Origin of the sequence: Luteibacter sp. (genome assembly GCF_051958795.1) — a bacterium.
Classification (GTDB): domain Bacteria; phylum Pseudomonadota; class Gammaproteobacteria; order Xanthomonadales; family Rhodanobacteraceae; genus Luteibacter.
The window spans coordinates 1-17,769 of sequence record NZ_JBQCFT010000027.1 but is presented as its reverse complement, the minus strand read 5'-3'; the positions used below and the strand labels follow the sequence as shown (position 1 = coordinate 17,769).

The 17,769-nt window shown below is 67.4% G+C and carries 15 protein-coding genes and 3 pseudogenes; 14 read left to right on the top strand and 4 right to left on the bottom strand.

What is annotated here, in order from left to right; genetic code table 11:
- Window positions 1–28 precede the first annotated feature (28 nt).
- Both ACTHLF_RS01745 and ACTHLF_RS01740 read left to right on the top strand, forming a co-directional pair.
- Window positions 29–601, top strand: coding sequence for an EF-hand domain-containing protein (locus ACTHLF_RS01745; RefSeq protein WP_440324294.1), 573 nt, complete (start codon window positions 29–31; stop codon window positions 599–601).
- Window positions 602–736: 135 nt separating this feature from the next.
- Window positions 737–1,804 (top strand): phospholipase A, encoded by a 1,068-nt coding sequence (locus ACTHLF_RS01740; RefSeq protein ID WP_440324292.1) that lies wholly within the window; start codon window positions 737–739, stop codon window positions 1,802–1,804.
- Between the two features lie 119 nt (window positions 1,805–1,923).
- Here ACTHLF_RS01740 and ACTHLF_RS01735 read toward each other — a convergent pair whose 3' ends face one another.
- Complete coding sequence (locus ACTHLF_RS01735; protein WP_440324290.1) at window positions 1,924–2,406, bottom strand: FKBP-type peptidyl-prolyl cis-trans isomerase; 483 nt, start codon at window positions 2,404–2,406, stop codon at window positions 1,924–1,926.
- A gap of 187 nt (window positions 2,407–2,593) precedes the next feature.
- Between ACTHLF_RS01735 and ACTHLF_RS01730 the strand changes: the two genes are divergently transcribed.
- The 12 genes and pseudogenes from ACTHLF_RS01730 to ACTHLF_RS01675 all read left to right on the top strand — a co-directional run bounded on the left by ACTHLF_RS01730 (window position 2,594) and on the right by ACTHLF_RS01675 (window position 14,598).
- Complete coding sequence (locus ACTHLF_RS01730; protein ID WP_440324289.1) at window positions 2,594–4,588, top strand: acetyl/propionyl/methylcrotonyl-CoA carboxylase subunit alpha; 1,995 nt, start codon at window positions 2,594–2,596, stop codon at window positions 4,586–4,588.
- An 11-nt stretch (window positions 4,589–4,599) separates the two neighbouring features.
- On the top strand, window positions 4,600–5,499 hold the full coding sequence (locus ACTHLF_RS01725; protein ID WP_440324287.1) for a hydroxymethylglutaryl-CoA lyase: 900 nt from the start codon (window positions 4,600–4,602) through the stop codon (window positions 5,497–5,499).
- A gap of 128 nt (window positions 5,500–5,627) precedes the next feature.
- Window positions 5,628–6,116 (top strand): annotated as a pseudogene (locus ACTHLF_RS01720) (GNAT family N-acetyltransferase); the annotation flags it as partial.
- 132 nt (window positions 6,117–6,248) lie between these two features.
- Entirely contained in the window at window positions 6,249–6,602 is a 354-nt protein-coding gene (locus ACTHLF_RS01715; RefSeq protein WP_440324327.1) for a GNAT family N-acetyltransferase, read from the top strand.
- Window positions 6,599–7,162 carry an N-acetyltransferase family protein gene (locus tag ACTHLF_RS01710; protein WP_440324285.1) on the top strand — a complete coding sequence of 188 codons (564 nt, stop codon included), beginning with the start codon at window positions 6,599–6,601 and terminating at the stop codon, window positions 7,160–7,162. Before ACTHLF_RS01715 ends, ACTHLF_RS01710 begins: the two co-directional genes overlap by 4 nt.
- Window positions 7,163–7,356: 194 nt before the next feature.
- Window positions 7,357–8,124 carry an SDR family oxidoreductase gene (locus tag ACTHLF_RS01705; RefSeq protein ID WP_440324283.1) on the top strand — a complete coding sequence of 256 codons (768 nt, stop codon included), beginning with the start codon at window positions 7,357–7,359 and terminating at the stop codon, window positions 8,122–8,124.
- Window positions 8,125–8,154: 30 nt separating this feature from the next.
- Window positions 8,155–8,718: an elongation factor P-like protein EfpL gene (gene efpL / locus ACTHLF_RS01700; protein ID WP_440324281.1), complete on the top strand. Its 564-nt coding sequence runs from the start codon at window positions 8,155–8,157 to the stop codon at window positions 8,716–8,718.
- Window positions 8,719–8,833: 115 nt separating this feature from the next.
- The gene (locus ACTHLF_RS01695; RefSeq protein ID WP_440324280.1) at window positions 8,834–10,906 is read left to right on the top strand and encodes an FUSC family protein; all 2,073 of its coding nucleotides are present in this window, start codon (window positions 8,834–8,836) and stop codon (window positions 10,904–10,906) included.
- Between the two features lie 91 nt (window positions 10,907–10,997).
- Window positions 10,998–12,023: an amidohydrolase family protein gene (locus ACTHLF_RS01690; protein WP_440324279.1), complete on the top strand. Its 1,026-nt coding sequence runs from the start codon at window positions 10,998–11,000 to the stop codon at window positions 12,021–12,023.
- A 77-nt stretch (window positions 12,024–12,100) separates the two neighbouring features.
- Complete coding sequence (locus ACTHLF_RS01685; RefSeq protein WP_440324277.1) at window positions 12,101–12,601, top strand: hypothetical protein; 501 nt, start codon at window positions 12,101–12,103, stop codon at window positions 12,599–12,601.
- Between the two features lie 18 nt (window positions 12,602–12,619).
- Window positions 12,620–13,900: pseudogene (gene kynU / locus ACTHLF_RS01680) on the top strand (kynureninase).
- The gene (locus ACTHLF_RS01675) at window positions 13,897–14,598 is read left to right on the top strand and encodes a hypothetical protein (RefSeq protein ID WP_440324275.1); all 702 of its coding nucleotides are present in this window, start codon (window positions 13,897–13,899) and stop codon (window positions 14,596–14,598) included. Before kynU ends, ACTHLF_RS01675 begins: the two are co-directional and overlap by 4 nt.
- Window positions 14,599–14,641: 43 nt before the next feature.
- Here the strand turns inward: ACTHLF_RS01675 and ACTHLF_RS01670 are convergent, their stop codons facing one another.
- The 3 genes and pseudogenes from ACTHLF_RS01670 to ACTHLF_RS01660 form a co-directional block, all read right to left on the bottom strand.
- Window positions 14,642–15,961: an MFS transporter gene (locus ACTHLF_RS01670; RefSeq protein WP_440324273.1), complete on the bottom strand. Its 1,320-nt coding sequence runs from the start codon at window positions 15,959–15,961 to the stop codon at window positions 14,642–14,644.
- Window positions 15,962–15,984: 23 nt separating this feature from the next.
- Window positions 15,985–17,424, bottom strand: coding sequence for a TolC family protein (locus ACTHLF_RS01665; protein ID WP_440324271.1), 1,440 nt, complete (start codon window positions 17,422–17,424; stop codon window positions 15,985–15,987).
- Window positions 17,425–17,478: 54 nt separating this feature from the next.
- A pseudogene (locus ACTHLF_RS01660) lies at window positions 17,479–17,769 on the bottom strand (glutamate-5-semialdehyde dehydrogenase); the annotation flags it as partial.

The following is a 17,769-nucleotide window of genomic DNA, read 5'->3' as shown; positions in this document are numbered from 1 at the left end:
TACCACGCTACCTAACGGAGGCTTTCGAATGAAGATGCAAGTATGCGCCGTGACCTTCGGCGCTTCGCTGCTGCTGGCAGGCGCAGCGTTCGCCCAGACCGCCCCCGCCAACCAGACGCCGCCGCCTCCGCCGCCCGGCCAGACCATGCCCGCGGATCCGTCGCAAGTCCTGCCGCCCCCGCCGCCGGGCGAGGCCACGCCTCCGCCGCCGCCGGCCGATAACCCGGCGAGCCCGGGCATGCCGCCGCCGGCTGCGGCAGCACCGCCTCCGCCGCCTCCCCCGCCGCCGGCTCCCCCGGGTCCGCCCCCGCCGCCGCCCCCGGGTGGTGATACCGGCACCGCCGGCATGACCAGCGGAACCACGATGCCCACACCGCAGGGTCAGGTCCAGGTGAACAGCGGCCCGGCCCAGGCCAAGCCGGCCGGCCCCGCACCCGACTTCGCTACGCTCTCGGGTGGAAAGGGGTCCATCACCCCCGAGCAGGCGTCGGCTTATCCGTTGCTGGCAAATGACTTCCAGTACGCCGACAGCAACCGCGATGGCCGCATCAGCAAGGCCGAGTACCAGAAGTGGGTCGCGCATTCGGGCGCTGGCCAGTAAGCACCAAGGCGGGAAGCGGCCGCGCCGCTTCCCGCCTTGTTTGCTGAACGTGCTCGCGTTTGCACGTTCTTCACACGTTTGCGGCAGATAAACTCCCGGGTCGCCGTGCCGGCTGGTCCCAGGGAGTTACTGAAGATGAAACGAATCCATGCCGTAGGCGCGCTTGGCGTCCTTGCCTGCCTGCCTGTCGCGCAGGCGATCGCGCAGAACCCGAGTCCCATGGACATCCGTGCGTGTTCCGCGATCGAAACCGACTCGCAACGCCTGCTTTGCTACGACAAGGCCGTGGGTCGCACGCAGATGCCCCAGGCCGCGAAGAAGGAAGACCAGAAGGCGAACTCGGTGAGCGTCGATCTAGCCACGCGTGACTCGGGCAACGTGGCCCGGCCGCTTTCACTACTCGACAGCCGCTGGGAGCTTTCACCCGAATCCAAGCTGGGCACGCTGAACCTGCGTGGCTACAAGCCGACGTACGTGCTGCCGTTCTTCGGTACCACGAACCAGAACGATACGCCGCACAGCCCTGCCCCGGACCACACGGTTACGACGCCACAGAAGCTCGACAACGTCGAGGCGAAGTTCCAGATCAGCCTGAAGACCAAGGCCGTCGAAAACATCTTCGGCGACAACGGCGACCTGTGGGTCGGTTATACCCAGTCATCGCGCTGGCAGGTCTACAACAAGGACAACTCGCGCCCGTTCCGCGAAACGAACTACGAGCCGGAAGCGCTGCTCGTCTTCAGCACGCACTACAACATCCTGGGTTGGGATGGCCGGCTCGCGAGCATCGGCATCAACCACCAGTCGAATGGCCGCGCCGACCCGCTCTCGCGTAGCTGGAACCGCGTCGTCGCCGACGTGGGCTTCGAGCGCGAAGGCTGGACGGTGATGCTGCGGCCGTGGTGGCGGATCCCGGAGGCGCGCAAGGACGACGACAACCCGGACATCGAGGATTACATGGGCAGGGGCGAAATCCAGGTCGTCCACGAAGTGGGACGCAACGAGTTCGCGCTGACGGCGCGGCACTCGTTCCGTACGGGCGACCGTTCGCACGGCTCGCTACGGGGGACGTGGAGCTTCCCGGTGGTGAACAACCTGCGCGGGTATCTCGAGGTGTTCAACGGGTACGGCGAGAGCCTGATCGACTACAACCACCGGGCTACGTACCTCGGCGTGGGTGTGTCGTTGCTTGACTGGTACTGACGCTTGACCGTAGGAGTCCACCCGGTGGGCGACATCTTTCGCGCTGACGCTACAGGGCCTGCGGCTCTTTCGCGAACGGCGTCGCCCACAGGGTGGGCTCCTACGACGCTCAAGCGGCCTTAGTGGTGGTGACCACCCTCGCCGTGCACGTGGCCGTGCTGAAGCTCTTCGTCGGTGGCTTCACGCACGTTGGTGATTTCCACCGCGAAGTGCAGGGTCTGGCCGGCGAGCGGGTGGTTGCCGTCGACGGTAACGTTATCGCCTTCGATCTTCGAGACCGTGACGTTGATCGAACCCTGGTCGTTGCGGCCCTGGAACTGCATGCCCGGCTCGAGGTTATCGACGCCCTGGAACGCCGCCTTCGGCACGACCTGGATCAGTTCCGGGTGACGCGGGCCGTAGCCCTCTTCCGGGATCACGTCGACCTTGAACTGGTCGCCGGCCTGCTTGCCTTCCAGCGCCTTCTCCAGACCCGGGACGATGTGGCCTTCGCCGTGGATGTAGGCGAGCGGCTCGCGACCTTCCGAGCTATCGATGACGGTGCCCTGGTCGTCGGTCAGCGTGTAGTGGAAGGAAACGACGTTGCGATTGCCGATCTGCATGAATTTCTCGCTCTGGGAGGGGGGAATGAAGGCAGGAGGCGCCTCCGTGCCCTCCAAGGCTAGGGGACAGCCCCGCCGGGTGCAAATCGGCAAGGTGGGCGGATGCTGCGGCGCAACCCGCCGGAAGGGCACAATCTGTTAATTTCGCGGGCTTTCCCCTACCCCACGCCGCGTCACAGGGAGCCCCATGTTCGACTGCATTCTGATCGCCAACCGTGGTGAGATCGCCTGCCGCGTGATCCGGACCTGCCGCCGCCTGGGCATCCGCACGGTCGCCGTGTACTCCACGGCCGACGCCGACGCCCAGCACGTCCGCCTGGCGGACGAGGCCTGGCCGATCGGTGGTCCCCGCCCGGCGGAGTCGTACCTGCGCGGCGACGCGATCATCGAGGTCGCCAGAAAAACCGGAGCGCAGGCCATCCATCCGGGGTATGGGTTCCTTTCCGAGAACACGGATTTTGCCCGCGCCTGTACGGCCGCAGGCATCGTTTTCATCGGCCCGTTGCCGGAGAGCATCGACGCCATGGGTTCCAAGGCCGCGGCCAAGGCGCTCATGGAAACGCACGCGGTGCCGCTCGTACCGGGCTACCACGGCGCGAACCAGGATCCCGCGCACCTCGCTGAAGAGGCAGAGCGCACCGGCTTCCCGCTGATGATCAAGGCCGCCGCCGGTGGTGGTGGCAAGGGTATGCGCATCGTGCGCGACGCCGCGGCGTTCGCCGAGGCGCTGGCGTCCGCCCAGCGCGAGGCCGCCAATGCCTTCGGCGACACCCGCGTCATCCTCGAGCGTTACGTCGAGCACCCGCGCCACATCGAATTCCAGGTGTTCGGCGACACCCACGGCAACATCATCCACCTCAACGAACGCGAGTGCTCGGCGCAGCGCCGTTACCAGAAGGTGCTCGAGGAAACGCCGTCGCCCTTCCTCGACGCGGACCGACGGGCTCGCATGGGTGCCGCCGCGGTCGCCGCCGCCCGCGCCGTGAATTACGTCGGCGCCGGCACGGTCGAATTCATCGTGGGCCAGGACGGCGAATTCTTCTTCATGGAGATGAATACGCGCCTGCAGGTCGAGCACCCGGTGACCGAGGAAACGCTCGGGCTCGACCTGGTGGAATGGCAGCTGCGTGTCGCCGCCGGCGAGCCGCTGCCGCTTGCGCAGGAGCAGGTGCACGCCCGTGGCCACGCGATCGAAGTGCGCCTTTACGCGGAGGACCCGGAGGCGAACTTCCTGCCGGGCTCGGGCAAGCTGCTCGCGCTTACCCTGCCCGCGCCGTCGCGGCACGTGCGACTCGATGGCGGTGTGGTCGCCGGGGACACGGTCACGATCTTCTACGATCCCATGATCGCCAAGCTGATCGTCTACGGCGAAGACCGTGCCGACGCACTGGAGCGCCTGCGCGATGCCCTGGCGCATACCGAGATCGTCGGGCCCAAGTCGAACGTGGCCTTCCTCGAGCGCCTCGTCCGCCATCCGATGGTCGTCGAGGGCCGTATCGACACCGGCTACCTCGACCGCCACCTCAATGAATTCCTCGCCGCCGATCGCCGTGCGGGCGATACCGAACGGTTCGCCGCCGCAGTGGCCCTGCTCATCGCGGACGCGGCCGAACACCGCACCGCCGCGCACGAGCCGCATACGCCGTGGGGCGCCGCCGACGCCTGGCGCCTTGGCCACCCCGGCAAGCGCGTGGTCGCGCTGATGGAGGGCAAGGCCCGCCACGAGATCGACGCCCACGGCCACGACGGGCATTACGTGCTGCGCCAGGGCGATGCCCAGGCCACGGTGGCAGGAGCGCGCCTCGGCAGCGATGCCCTGTCCGCCCGCTTCGACGAACACGCCCGGCGCATCCCGCTGGTCGCCACCGGCCCGCGGGTCCGCGTCCACGACGCCGAAGGCGCCCGCTGGACCTTCGAACGCGCACCTGCGTTCGCCTGGGCCGGCGCGGCAGGCGATACCGCGCGCCACGTCGTCGCGCCCATGCCCGGCCGCATCGTGCTGGTCCGCGCCGCCCCGGGCGATACGGTGGAAGAAGGCCAGGAACTGCTCGTGATGGAAGCCATGAAGATGGAACTGGCCTTGAAGGCACCCCGTGCCGGCCGCATCGAATCGATATCGGCCGCGCAGGGCGATTTCGTCGACGCCGACAGCGTCCTCGTCCGCTTCGCCGAATCGGCCTGACCGGAGCTCGCATGAACACCTCGAACCACGTCCGCATCGTCGAAGTCGGCCCGCGCGATGGCCTGCAGAACGAAAAGGCGATGCTCGCCGCCGCGGTGAAGATCGAACTGATCGACCGTCTTTCGGAGACGGGCCTGCAGACCATCGAGGCGACGAGCTTCGTCAGCCCGAAGTGGGTGCCGCAATTGACCGATGCCGCCGAGGTCTTCACGGCCATCCGCAAGGCGCCCGGCGTGGTGTATCCCGTGCTGGTACCCAACCTGCAGGGCTATGAGCGCGCGCGCGAGGTCGGAGCTACGGAGGTGGCGGTGTTCACCGCGGCCTCGGAAGCCTTCAACCGGAAGAACATCAACGCCAGCATCGACGAATCGATCGATCGCTTCGTACCGGTGATGGAGCGCGCGCGTGCCGACGGCGTCGCGGTTCGCGGCTATGTATCCACCGTGCTGGGTTGCCCGTATCAGGGCGAGGTGCCCGTCGCCGACGTAGTCCGCGTGGCGAAGCGCCTGCATGACCTCGGCTGCCACGAGATTTCCCTGGGCGACACCATTGGCGTGGGTACGCCCGCGAAGGCACGCGCCATGCTGCGCGCCGTTGCCAGCGAAGTGCCCATGGCCGCGCTGGCCGTCCATTTCCACGATACCTACGGCCAGGCCCTGGCCAACATCCTCGCGTGCCTGGAAGAAGGCGTGCGCGTCGTCGACAGCGCGGTCTCCGGCACCGGTGGCTGCCCGTACGCGAAGGGTGCGACCGGCAACGTGGCCAGCGAGGACGTGGTGTACATGCTGCATGGCATGGGCATGTCCACCGGCGTGGACCTCGACAAGCTGGTGCAGGTCGGCGCGTGGCTGGCCACGCAGCTGGGCAAGGACACCGCGAGCCGGGTGACGCGGGCGCGTACGGCGGCCTGAGGCAGGCTGGATCGCGCGCAAGCGCGCTCCCACAAGGGTGCGCAGCCCTGCTTTTGTGGGAGCGCGCTCGCGCGCGATGCCCCCGCGGCCCGGTGACGCCACGCCCTCGCCCATGGCAGCATCGGCGCATGGCCTCTTCAGACCCCCTCCTCCGCCCCATCGAACCCCGCGACGACGCCCAGGTCGCCGCGGTGATCCGCGCCGTCATGCCAGAGTTCGGCGCCGACGGCCCAGGCTTCGCCATCCACGATCCCGAGGTCGACCACATGTCCGCCGCCTATGCGGGCGACCGCAAGGCGTACTTCGTTGTCGAGATCGATGGAAAGGTGGCCGGTGGCGCGGGCATCGCGCCGCTCGAGGGTGGTGACGCGGAAACCTGCGAGCTGCGCAAGATGTACTTCCTGCCAGCCGCGCGCGGCACGGGTGCCGCATCGCGGCTCATGCGGCTTTGCCTCGATGCCGCCCGTCGCGAAGGCTTTTCCCGCTGCTATCTCGAAACGCTCACCGGCATGGATGCGGCACAGGCGGTTTACCTCCGCCATGGCTTCACCCGGATCGATGCGCCGATGGGCGGTACCGGGCATTTCAGCTGCGACCGTTTCTACCTGCGCAGCCTCAACGATGGCGATCTCATCGTCGCACCCAGGCCACCGTCACTCGCCTTCGCAATCGACGACCCGGCACGCGCGGATGTCCTGCCGCTCATCGAACAGCTCCACGGTTACCTCTCCGACCTGGACCGGCACCCGGTGTCGCCGGCCGTTACCGTGGAAAGCCTGCAGCGGCCGCACGTCACGTTCATGACCGCCCGCGTCGACGGGAGTCCGCTCGCCTGCGGCGCGGCCCTGGACGTGGGCGACTACGTGGAACTCAAATACATGTACGTGCTCCCGGCATGCCGCGGCATGGGGCTGGGCAAGCAGATGCTCGAAGCGCTCGAGGCACAGGTGCGCTCGGCGGGCGGCAGGCTGGTTCGCCTGGAAACCGGCACGGCCCAGCTGGAATCGATCGAGTTGTATGAGCGCTCCGGCTATCGGCGCTGCCCGCCCTTCGGCGATCATCACGCCCACCCCGGAAGCATCTTCATGGAAAAACCCCTGTGATCCGCATTGCCACCGAAGCCGACGCCGCCGCCTGCCACGCCATCTATGCACCGGTCGTCGAAACCAGCGCCATCACCTTCGAAACCGAGTTACCGGGTGAAGCCGCCATGGCCGAGCGCATCCGCACGCGCCTGCGCAACCACCCCTGGCTCGTGTGGGAAGAACAAGGCGAAGTGATCGCGTACGCATACGCCGGTCGTTTCCGTGAGCGCGCCGCGTATGACTGGATCGCCGAGACCTCGATCTATGTCCATGAGAAGGCGCGCCGCCGCGGCATCGCCCGCCGCCTCTATGCGGTGCTGCTGGACGCCATGCAGCGCCAGGGCATCAACCAGGCCGTGGGCGTCATCACCCTGCCCGGCGACACCAGCGTCGCCATGCACGAAGCCATGGGTTTCGCGCCCGCCGGTGTCTGGCCGAAGGCCGGCTACAAGCTCGGCCGCTGGTGGGACGTGGGCGTGTGGAGCAAGTTCATGAGCGAACCCGCGGTACCGCCGGTACCCGTCGTCCCGTTCGCCACGCTGGCCGCCCAGGGCGGCCTGGACGACCTGCTGGGCTGATGCCCCGTCGTAGGAGCCCACCCTGTGGGCGACATCTTTCGCCTCATTGCGACAGGGCCTGTAGCCACACCGCGAAAGGCGTCGCCCACAGGGTGGGCTCCTACGGACACCTGCTTTTTTGCGGCGGCGCGGCAGCGCCTGAAGCGCCGGCTCGGCTAAACTCGGCGTTTTCACCCCGCATCCCCGGAGTTTCCATGCAGCTCGATCAGGTCAAGGCCGTCATTACCGGCGGCGCATCCGGTCTCGGCCATGCCGTCGCCCAGCGCCTCGTCGCCGCCGGCGCCTCGGTGGCCCTCTTCGACGTGAACGAAGAAAAAGGCCAGGCCGCCGTCGCCGCGCTCGGCAGGCACGCGAGCTTCCAGCGCACCGACGTCACCTCCGAAGAGGGTGTCACCGCCAATGTCGCCGCCGCTGCCCAGGCCATGGGCGGGCTGAACCTGGTGGTGAACTGCGCGGGCATCCTCGGCGCCGGCCGCGTGCTGGGCAAGGAAGGCCCGATGCCGCTGTCCACCTTCAGCACCACCGTGATGGTGAACCTCATCGGCAGCTTCAACGTCGCCAAGGCCGCCGCGCAGCTCATGCAGGGCAATACGGCAGGCGAAGACGGCGAGCGTGGTCTCATCGTCAACACGGCATCGGTCGCGGCCTATGAAGGCCAGATCGGCCAGGCCGCCTATTCCGCGTCCAAGGGTGGCGTCGTCGGCATGACGCTGCCCATGGCCCGCGAACTCTCCCGTTTCGGCATCCGCGTGAACACGATCGCCCCGGGCATCTTCTGGACCCCGATGGTCGACGGCATGCCGCCGCAGGTCCAGGAATCGCTGTCGGCTTCGATCCCGTTCCCGTCGCGCCTGGGCAAGCCGGAAGAGTTCGCCGACCTCGTCGCCTTCCTCATCGGCGCACGCTACGTCAACGGCGAAACGATCCGCCTCGACGGCGCCGTGCGCCTCGCTCCGAAGTAATCCCATCCACACAGCACCGGCATCGAAGCCATGAAAGCATCTGACGTCAAGAAGGGTAACGTCGTCGAACACGACGGCACCGTGTACCAGGTTCGTGATATCGAACGCAGCTCGCCCAGCGCGCGCGGCGGCAACATCACCTATCGCTTTACGCTCTACTCCATCCCGGGCAGCCGCAAGTTCGACCTGAGCGTGCGTTCGGAAGACGACCTGAAGGAAGTCGACCTGGCCCGCCGCCAGGCCAAGTTCTCGTACATGGACGGCGAAGCCTTCGTCTTCATGGACGACGAGGACTACACCCAGTACACGCTCGACGCGAACGTGGTCGGCGATAACGCCGGCTATATCGTCGAGGATGCCGAGGGCTACTACGTGCAGGTCATCGACGATGCCCCGGTCGGCCTGCAGGTACCGAGCAGCGTCGTGCTCACCGTGGTCGATACCGCGCCGGAACTGAAGGGCTCGAGCGCCACCAAGCGCAACAAGCCGGCCAAGCTCAGCACGGGCATCGAGATCCAGGTGCCGGAGTACATCACCAACGGTGAGAAGGTGACGGTGAATACCCTCACCGGCGAATTCTCGGGCCGCGCCTGATGAACAGCGCGGGGTGGAATGCCATGCCGCTTCCACCCCGCCGCTTCGCTCGCCGTCCAGTCAGGAAGCCTGCGGCACAATCATCGGCCCACAGGAAGGGCCAAGTCATCCCACCATGAGCCAGGGTTACTCGCTTCGCGCCAGCGTCGTCGATACGCTGATCCGGACGAAGCGTCCCGATGTCCCCATGCGCGTCGCGCTGCGCAACACCGCGGCGGTCATCCTCCCCCTCGCGCTCGGCATCTACGCCGGCTACCCGCAGGTGGGCATCGGCATCGCCGCCGGTGCGCTCGATACCATGTTCTCCGACCAGCCCGGGCCCTACCAGCAACGGCTGAGCCGCCTGTTCCTTGCCGCGCTATCCGCCGGCGCCGCCGGGCTCGTCGGCTTCCTCATCGGCAGCCAGGTGCTGCCCATGGCTTTCGCGTGCATCCTCTGCGGCTTCTTTGGCGGCCTGCTCGTCGTGTTCGGCCCGGACCTCGCGCGCGTGGGCATGACCAGCATGCTGCTGCTCGTGATCTGCGCCGCCGTACCGACCGACTGGCGCGGCGCGCTGGGCGGCGGCAGCCTGATCTTCGCCGGCGGCATGTTGCTGGCGCTGTTTTCCGTGGCGGCGTGGCCGCTGCAACGTTACCTGCCCGAGCGCCGTGCGCTTGCCGGGGTCTACCGCGGCCTTGCCGAGCTGGCGAAGCAACCCATGCGCGAAAGCGATGCGCCGCTGCTCACCGAAGCGATGAACGATCTGCAGACCACCCTGCTCGGCCGCCACCACGCGCGCGGCCGTGCCATGGAAGCGTTCCGCGTGCTGCTCGAGCTGGCGGAGCGCGTGCGTCTCGAGCTCGTCGCCATGGCCGAGCTCGAGACCAGCCGCAACAACATGGGCGAGATGTTCCGCGCCGATGCCGCCCGCGTACTCAGCGCCACGGCCGCGGCGCTCGATGCGGCCGAGCCGCCCGAGCGCGCGCAGCGCGCCCTGGCCACGTTGCAGGCGAGCGAACGCGCCCTGCTTTCCGCCGGTGCGGTCGGCATGGGCATCACCGCGCATATCCAGGCGCTCTCGGGCCAGCTTGCCGCGGTGGTGCGTAACACCAACTGGGCCGGCAGCCGCGGTGAGGAACGCGCGCAGCGCGAGGAAACCACGCTGCCGGAGACCCTGCGCAGCACCTCGCCGTGGGCGACGATCCGCGCCAACCTCACCCCGCACTCGGTGGCGTTCCGGCATGCCGTGCGTTGCGCCGTCGTGCTGACCCTGGCGTTCGTGCTCTCGCGCTACTTCGCGCTGCCCCACGGGTACTGGCTGCCGATGACCGCCGCCATCGTGCTGCGCCCGGATTTCGCCGCCACGTTCAACTTCGGCCTGCTCCGCGTTGTCGGCACGGTGCTCGGGCTCATGCTCACCACCTTCCTGCTGCGGCTTACGCCGGATGCCGTGTGGGCGCACCTGACGGTCATGGCGGCACTCTGCGTCGCATTCCGTTACCTCGCCGGCGCCCATTACGGCATCGCCGTCGCCGCGCTCACGGGCACGGTCGTCGTGCTCCTTTCGTTCGAAGGCGTGGACCCGTTCAACGCCATGTCCGATCGCGTGCTCAACACCGCGCTCGGCAGTGCCCTCGCCTTGCTCGCCTACGTCCTCTGGCCCTCGTGGGAGCGCCACCGGGCGCGCACCGCGTTGTCCGAGATGCTTTGTGCGTATGCCGACTACCTGGATGCACTGGTAGCACCCGCCGACGCACGCAAGCGCCAGGAAGTGCGCAGCGCAACCCGGACCGCGCGTACGAACGCACAGGCGTCGGTCGACCGCCTGCGGGCGGAGCCTGGCACCCCCGCGCTGCTGCAGGAGCTCGCGGAAACCCTGTACGCCAACGGCAACCGCGTCGCCCGCACCGGCATGACCCTGGAGGCCCTGATCGAAGCAGGCGACGTTCCGCCCGAGTGGGAGCATGTCGGCCCCTTCATCAGGGAAGCCTCGGGCGAGCTGCGCAAGTTCGGCATCGCGCTGACCCGCGCCGATCCCGTGGACATCCCCCCGGGCTTGCGTGACCACCAGCGAGCGCTGGTCGAGGCGTTGTCGCGTTCGCCGGACAGGGCGCTGGCCGAGGTCATCGGCCGCCTTACCGACCGGCTGACCGACAACGTCGACACCATCGCCCATGTGGTGAACCGGCGCAGCACAGCGCCGGCCTGACCGCGCGCAGGCGCGAAGCGCCGTCCCCTCGTGAAGGCCCATGCTGCACCGCCAGAGGCGCCCGGGCGCACGCGAGCCTACACTCGGGCCCATGCTCAAGATCGACACCCACGCGCACATCCTGCCCCGGGACTGGCCTGATCTGGCGTCCCGTTTCGGCGACGACCGCTTCCCGGTCATGACCCACAGTGGCGGCCACCACCGTATCTATCGCGGTGGGAAATTCTTCCGTGAAGTGTGGGAGTCGGCGTTCGACGTCGACCACCGGATCCAGGATTACGCTCGCTTCGGCGTCGGGGTGCAGGTGGTGTCCACGGTCCCGGTGATGTTTTCGTACTGGGCGAAGGGTCACCAGGCCCTCGAGCTGCATACCCACCTCAACGACAGCATGGCCGCGGTGTGCGAATCGCGCCCGCGCCACTATGCGGGTATCGGCACCGTGCCGCTGCAGTCGCCCGACCTCGCCATTCGTGAGATGGAACGCTGCATCGGCGAACTTGGCCTGCAAGGCGTGCAGGTCGGCTCGCATTGCAACGACTGGAACCTGGACGCGCCCGAGCTCTTCCCGTTCTTCGAAGCGGCCGCCGACCTTGGCGCCGCGGTACTGGTGCACCCATGGGACATGATGGGCACCGACAGCATGCCGAAATACTGGATGCCGTGGCTGGTGGGCATGCCCGCTGAGCAGAGCCGGGCGGCCTGCGCCCTCATCTTCGGTGGTGTACTGGAGCGGCTGCCGGACCTGAAGGTCATGCTCGCCCACGGTGGCGGCAGCTTCCCCTACACCATCGGCCGGATCGAGCACGGTTTCCGCATGCGGCCCGACCTGGTCGCCACGGACAATGCGCGCAACCCGCGCGAGTACTTCAAGCGCTTGTATTTCGATTCCTGCGTGCATGACGACGCGGCACTGCGTTACCTGCTGGATGCGGTCGGCACCGACCGCGTCATGCTGGGCACCGATTACCCCTTCCCGCTGGGCGAACAGGAGCCGGGGAGCGGCATCGAGGCCCTGCGGCTCGACGAGGCCAGCCGTGCCCGCCTGTTCCACGGCACGGCACTCGAGTGGCTGGGCTGTCCCCTGGCCCGCTTCCAGCCTGTCGCCGCCGTGGCGTGACGCGGCGCACACCGCCTTCGCGGCCAGCCCGCGGTGGGTATGCCAAAATGGCGGGACTTCCTGGGGGAAAACAACCGATGCTCCGCAAGTTGCTGCGCGCCCTTCCGCTCGCCCTGGCCCTGGCCGCTCCGTCCGTGGGTGCCACCGACGTCTCCATGGCAGACGGAGTCATCCACTTCAACGTGCCCGACGGCTGGTCGATGATCATGCAGTCCAGCGGCGAAACCGAGACGCAGGTGTTCCAGGTCCCCGGTTCCAGCCATGCCGATGCGACGCTCTCGCGCGTCACTATCACGTTGAAGAAGGCGGCCGACCTGCATGCCTTCCAGGTGTTCTCGGGTGAGATGCGCAGCCGCGCCACCAACCTGAAGGACTACGTTGCCGCGACGCCCAAGGCACCGACGGAAAACGTGTACTCCGCGAAGGAAGGCACTACGAAGCTCGATTACTACGAGCGGTATTTCTTCGCCAACGGTTACGCCATCCAGCTGCGCTGCGCGCGCCCGGATGGCGATGCGAAGTTCAGTGCGACCTTCGACAAGGGCTGCACGGACGTCGCCAATTCCATGCCCAACTGATGCTCCAGGTTTTTCGTTATGAACGGTTTTGAAGCCACGCACGCCTGGGCAGCCGCCCAGGATGCCGCCGATCCGCTGCGCCGCTTCCGCGACGAGTTCCATATCCCGCCGCACGGCGATGGCGAGACGCTGTACTTCTGCGGCAACTCGCTCGGGCTGCAGCCGAAAGGCATACGCGCGGCGCTTGAAGCCGAGCTGGACGACTGGTCCAGCCTGGCGGTCGAAGCCCACTTCCGCGGCCGTTCGCCGTGGATGCACTACCACGAGTACGTGAGCGATGCGATGGCGGAGGTGGTCGGCGCGACGCCGCACTAAGTCGTCGCCATGAATTCGCTGGGCGTGACCCTGCACCTGATGATGGTGAGCTTCTACCGCCCGACGAAAGAGCGACCGGCCATCCTCATGGAAGCCGGCGCCTTTCCCACCGACCGCTACGCACTGGAATCGCAGGTCCGCTTCCATGGTTTCGATCCGGCGACCGACCTGATCGAGATGCAGCCCGACGGGGCTGGCGGCACGCTGTCAATGGATGCGATCGAGGAGGCCATCGCCGAGCATGGCCACCGCGTCGCGCTGATCCTCCTGCCGGGCATCCAGTACCGCACCGGCCAGGTCTTCGATCTGAACCGCATCGTCGAGTGCGGCCATGAGGCGGGCTGTGTCGTTGGGTTCGACCTCGCCCACGCCGCGGGCAACCTGCCGCTGACCCTGCACGAGACCGGCGCCGACTTCGCCGTGTGGTGCACCTACAAGTACATGAACGCCGGCCCGGGCGCCGTCGCGGGCGCGTTCGTGCACGAGCGCCACGCGAACGCCGACGTGCCGCGTTTCGCTGGCTGGTGGGGCCACGACAAGAGCACGCGCTTCCAGATGGGCCCACAGTTCGTGCCCACGCCCGGTGCGGATGGCTGGCAGCTTTCCAATCCACCCATTCTTGCGCTGGCGCCCCTGCGTACGTCGCTCGATGTGTTCATTCGCGCAGGCATGCCGCGCGTGGTGGAGAAGAGCCGCCGACTCACTGCGTACCTGGACTGGCTGATCCGCACGCGCCTCGATGACACGCTGGACATCGTCACGCCGAACGATCCGGCGCAGCGCGGTGCGCAGCTTTCGGTGCGCGTGCGCGCCGGGCGCGACGCGGGACGGTCGTTGTTCGGGTATCTCGAGAAGAACGGTGTCATCGGCGACTGGCGCGAGCCCGACGTGATCCGCCTTTCCCCCACCCCGCTGTACAACCGCTTTGCGGATTGCCTCGGTGCCGTCGAGGCGATCGAAGCCTGGCGCGCGAGCCAGGCATGAGCGCGGGTGACCTGTTTGCCGCCGCCCACGTCGAGCGTGGCGACGGCTTCGCGATGCAGGCGACGACGCACTGGCTGCGCCTCGTGCCCGGCCGGACGCTGTTCGGCCTGAAGGCAGGCGGCTTGCCCGTGGAACTGCCGGACCTCCCGAACGGCGTCCGCCACCCTGGGCTCGAAGCCACGACGGAGGGGCACCGCATCGCCCTGATCGATGTCAGCAGCCACTGGCTGCGCGACAACCCCGACGTACTCACGCGCTACGCGGCGAACCTGCGCGGCGTGCTGGCGAACAAGGCCGCGCGCATGGATGGCTACGCCAAGCACGTCGCGGTTAACGGGAGCATCGAGCTCTTCCTCGGCCGCGAACTCGACCGCGTGCCGCTGGAAATCGAAGCCGGCGATGGCTTCTACGAGGTCGCCATCGACCTGCTCGCCAACGCACCGCGCGACAGCCGCACCGCATTCGCCATGCCACGCGGCGTCGGCTCGTCGAAGTACGACGATCCGGACTTCTTCGCCGGGACGCAGTCGTGGATCGACGGCGAGCGATTGCTCGTGGAGTTCCGACCTGAGGAAGGCGGAAGGCAGGAGACGCTGGCGGTGGATCGGAGGCAGTTCCTGGGGGCGTTGGAGCGGTGTTGGGGGGCGGTGCGATCGGTTTCGGACCGGCTGCGCGCCAGCTTGCCGGACTTCAGCTGACATCCGTTTTGGAGTGGACCGCAGCGACGCCAAGCGGTGCCGATCAGTCCTCGACGATAAGGCTATCCGCCCGCGTATCGCGCATCCGCAGATAAACCACCAGCGACACGCCAATCATCGCCGTGACGTACCAGTAGAAGCCGCGCTCCCAGCCGTAGTCCTTGAAACTCAGCGCGACGTACTCGGCGGTGCCGCCGAAAAGGGTATTCGCCAGCGCGTAGGGCAACGCGACCCCTAACGCCCGGATATGCGCCGGGAAGAGCTCCGCCTTCACCACCGCGTTGATCGATGTGTATCCCGTGACGATGACGAGCGCTGCCATAACGAGCAGGCCGGCCACGATGGGATCCCGGGTGGTCTCCAGGGTGCTGAAGATCGGGTAAGTGCACACGACACCGAGCACCCCGAACGCGACCATCAGCGGTTTCCGGCCCACGCGATCGCTCAGGGCCCCGGCGACGGGTTGCAGCAACATGAAGACGAACAGCGTCACGGCATTGATCTGGCTCGCGACCTCCCTGCTGAAGCCGCTCGTGTTCACGAGGAACTTCTGCATGTAGATCGAATACGCGTAGAACGCGAGCGTGCCCCCGGCGGTCAGGAGCATGACGAGGAGGGTCTCGCGGGGGTGCTGTTTCAGGAGGATGAGGAACCCCGACTTCGGTGCGTCGTTCGCCTTGATGCCCCTGAAGCTCTCCGTTTCCGCAAGACCGCGGCGGATCCAGAACACGACGACAGCCAGGACGGCACCGATGGCGAATGGAATACGCCATCCCCATGCATCCAGCGTTCCCTTCTCCATGGACGACTGCAAGACGAGCAGGAGCAGGATGGCCAGCAATTGCCCGGAAATAAGCGTGACGTACTGGAAGGCGGAGTAGAACCCGCGCCGCTCCTTGCCCGCCATCTCGGAGAGATACGTGGCGCTCGCACCGTACTCGCCACCGACCGACAGGCCCTGCAGCATGCGGGCGATCACGAGCAGTGCCGGTGCAGCTATGCCGATGGTCTCGTACCCTGGCGTGCAGGCGATGATCAGCGAGCCCGCGCACATCAGCGTGACTGACAGGGTGAGACCCGACTTTCGCCCCCGGCGATCGGCGTAAATGCCCATGATCCACGCGCCAATCGGGCGCATGACGAAGCCGACGGCGAATACCGCTGCCGCACTGAGCAGCTGGGCGGTCCGGTCGCCTGTCGGAAAGAAATGCGGCGCGAAGTAAAGGGTGAAAGCCGCGTAGACATACCAGTCGAACCACTCGACCAGGTTACCGGTCGATCCGCCGACGATGGATTTGAGGCGCTCGCGCGCGGACGGCGGCATATCGGTGCCAGCGGGTTCGGCCGATGGATTTGGCGTCATGCGATAAGACCTGGAACCATGAATCAGAAGTACACCTTACACGACCCGCCCGGTCGGGGCTGCCGGGTGTCCGCGCGCGACACGCCGCATGCGTCAGGATCTTTCGAGCCCGGCCGCAACAGGGAGTCGGCCGTTAACGCGCCCACCAGCTGAAGAAGGCTTAGCTCGTTCTCGATAGCGGCATAGCGGGCGCGGCAATGCTCGATCCGGATGGCCGCGAGGCGGCTCTCACCGCGAAGTCTCTGCGGCCAGCTATGCGTGCCAGCCACAAGGCCAACGCTTACGGTGTCCACCGCAGCCTCCGCCGCAGCAACGGCACTGCGTGTGGCGGCAAGCAGCATCCGATCCGTCCGGGCCCTTCGATACAACCGGCGCGTATCGCGCACGGCATCACGTCGAAGGTCGTCCAGCGCGTCGATCTTCACATCCCGATCGGCGATGCCGCGCCTGACGAGTGCTGCGGGGGAAGAAGCGCCGTGCAAGGGAAGCTTCAGGACCAACATGACCGTCGTCCTGGACCGCCGGTGGGCCCGGGACCCGGCCGACGCTATCCACGCCGGCGCCTCCCGCCGCGAACTGACGCCGTATCTGGCCTGAAGATGGAGCTTTGGGAGATAGGTGACCCGGGCCGCGGCCAGGCGCCACTCCGATGCGGCCAGGTCGTGCTGCGCGGCCTCGACTCGCGGATGGCGAAGGGCGCGCTGGACCACGTCCTCCTCTGACTCCGCGCGGAAGCGCTGCCCGACCCTCCAGGACGACGCGATCGACGGCAGGGCTGGCGCGGACGCGCCGCCCATAAGACGAAGCGCAACCAGCGAATCATCGAGCCTCAACTGCGCATCGACGCGCGCCCTCGACGCCGCCGCGTTGGCCGATACCGCCTCGTACACGTCACCCACGGCCGCGAGCCCCGCCTCAAACCTCATCCTCGCCATGTCCACCAGCGACGCCAGCGCCAGTTCGTTCTGCCCGGCGAGCCGAAGCAATTCCCGATCACGCTCTACCGCTAAGACCCCGATGCCGCGGCGCAATAGCGCCTCTTGTCTAGCTGCTTCAACACGCGCATTGCCAACGCGCGCCATGAGGGCCGCTGCGGCACGGTTATGCCGGGAAGCCTCGTCGATGACGGGAATGGTCAGGTTGAGCGAAAGGCTCGTACTACCGCTGGACCCGTTACCGATGACTCCCCCGACAGCAGGACGAGGGCGCCATTGACCCCGAAGCGTTACGCTCGGCCAGCGAGCAGCGGACGCCTGCCTGGCGGCTTCCTGCGCGACGGAAAGCATGTCGACCGCATACGAGAGCTCCGGGTCGTCCAGCGTGATCGCCTGTGCTACAGGCGCATCGGTCGCCCGCCCTACGGGGATGGCGGCGACGCAAAGTATCAGCCCGACGATAACGCTCCTGATGTGCACGATCCCGGTCGATCCCGATGCCCGAAGTGTGGGCATGATCGTCCGCATCGCATCCACGCCATATCAGCGTCGACCGCCTGATCGCGTAGGCGGATGCTTACGCTACACCGGGTGCCGCGTCTGCCCTTCCCCACGCACCACGAACCGCTCCACGGTCAGAGATTCGGCGCCCATCGGGCCGTAAGCATGCAGGCGCGTCGTCGAGATGCCGATCTCCGTGCCCAGGCCCAGTTCGCCGCCATCGCTGAAGCGGGACGAGGCGTTCACCATCACCACCGCCGAGCGCAGGGCCTTCACGAAGCGATCGGCAGCGAGTATGTCGCGCGTGGCGATGACCTCCGTGTGATCGGAGCCGAAACGGCGGATATGGGCGATGGCCTCGTCGATGTCCGC

Coding starts and splice junctions, on each gene's coding strand:
- ACTHLF_RS01730 (WP_440324289.1), top strand. CDS start 2,594: ATGTTCGACTGCATTCTGATCGCCAACCGTGGTGAGATCGCCTGCCGC.
- ACTHLF_RS01735 (WP_440324290.1), bottom strand. CDS start 2,406: ATGCAGATCGGCAATCGCAACGTCGTTTCCTTCCACTACACGCTGACC.
- ACTHLF_RS01725 (WP_440324287.1), top strand. CDS start 4,600: ATGAACACCTCGAACCACGTCCGCATCGTCGAAGTCGGCCCGCGCGAT.
- ACTHLF_RS01665 (WP_440324271.1), bottom strand. CDS start 17,424: ATGCGGACGATCATGCCCACACTTCGGGCATCGGGATCGACCGGGATC.
- ACTHLF_RS01685 (WP_440324277.1), top strand. CDS start 12,101: ATGCTCCGCAAGTTGCTGCGCGCCCTTCCGCTCGCCCTGGCCCTGGCC.
- ACTHLF_RS01695 (WP_440324280.1), top strand. CDS start 8,834: ATGAGCCAGGGTTACTCGCTTCGCGCCAGCGTCGTCGATACGCTGATC.
- ACTHLF_RS01705 (WP_440324283.1), top strand. CDS start 7,357: ATGCAGCTCGATCAGGTCAAGGCCGTCATTACCGGCGGCGCATCCGGT.
- ACTHLF_RS01745 (WP_440324294.1), top strand. CDS start 29: ATGAAGATGCAAGTATGCGCCGTGACCTTCGGCGCTTCGCTGCTGCTG.
- efpL (WP_440324281.1), top strand. CDS start 8,155: ATGAAAGCATCTGACGTCAAGAAGGGTAACGTCGTCGAACACGACGGC.
- ACTHLF_RS01690 (WP_440324279.1), top strand. CDS start 10,998: ATGCTCAAGATCGACACCCACGCGCACATCCTGCCCCGGGACTGGCCT.
- ACTHLF_RS01740 (WP_440324292.1), top strand. CDS start 737: ATGAAACGAATCCATGCCGTAGGCGCGCTTGGCGTCCTTGCCTGCCTG.
- ACTHLF_RS01670 (WP_440324273.1), bottom strand. CDS start 15,961: ATGACGCCAAATCCATCGGCCGAACCCGCTGGCACCGATATGCCGCCG.
- ACTHLF_RS01675 (WP_440324275.1), top strand. CDS start 13,897: ATGAGCGCGGGTGACCTGTTTGCCGCCGCCCACGTCGAGCGTGGCGAC.